Annotated in this window: 1 protein-coding gene; it reads right to left on the bottom strand. The window is 61.0% G+C overall.

Annotated features, from left to right (window positions below; translation table 11 throughout):
* Positions 1-180: 180 nt before the first annotated feature.
* Positions 181-639: a GNAT family N-acetyltransferase gene (locus tag E8D38_RS27965; protein ID WP_140637603.1), complete on the bottom strand. Its 459-nt coding sequence runs from the start codon at positions 637-639 to the stop codon at positions 181-183.
* Between the last annotated feature and the right edge of the window lie 133 nt (positions 640-772).

Consider the following 772-nt stretch of genomic DNA (forward strand, 5'->3'; position numbering starts at 1 on the left):
GCGTTGGCTCATGTTGGCGTGGCTGTGTCCGGGTTCCGCGCGGCATGCATGCATCGTGCCGGAGCGGTCAATTGATCAGCGTCTCCCTAACGTTCGACATGAGCGGACCGCAACGGCGCGCTCAGTTTGGCCGAAGCGCAAAGCTGCGCCTCGCCGTTGTGGGTCCGTTCGATGGAGGGGTTAGAGCGCATTCTTGCCCACGCGAACGTAGTAATTATCGAACTCGCCCTGCTCTACCTGGACGAACCCGTGCCGCGCGTAGAAGCGATTCGAGTCACTGCCGCGCAACGCACCGACACGCATCTGAAGACCCGCCGCATCGGCCTCGGCGAACACCTGCGCAAGCACGGCCGTACCAACACCCTTGTTCTGATAGAGAGGGTGGACGTACAAGTGATCGAGCAACAAGCCCTGACCGTGTGGTTTGACCACGACGAAGCCAATGCGCTCGCCGTCGAATTCGATATGGCGAGTGTGTTCGGGGCAGAAGGCGGAAAGGAAGCGCTCTCGCGCACGCACCGGATCAAAACGGCCAATCCGCTGCAGGCTCTCCCGCATGGATTCGACCCTGAGTTCGGCCAATGCGTGGCCATCGGCGGCACTCGCCGCACAAAACGTGATAGGGAGTGGTGCTGGCATGCCGATGCGCTCTAACGAATGAAAGGGACTTCCCCGTCCGGAGCTAGCCGCGTAGCGGCAAACGGCAACGAGTGCCACGATGGGGTTGCGAATCTCATCAACTCACTCCGAAGGGGAAGTCCATGGCCATTGT

This window comes from Methylibium rhizosphaerae (assembly GCF_006386545.1).
Lineage (GTDB): Bacteria > Pseudomonadota > Gammaproteobacteria > Burkholderiales > Burkholderiaceae_C > Pseudorivibacter > Pseudorivibacter rhizosphaerae.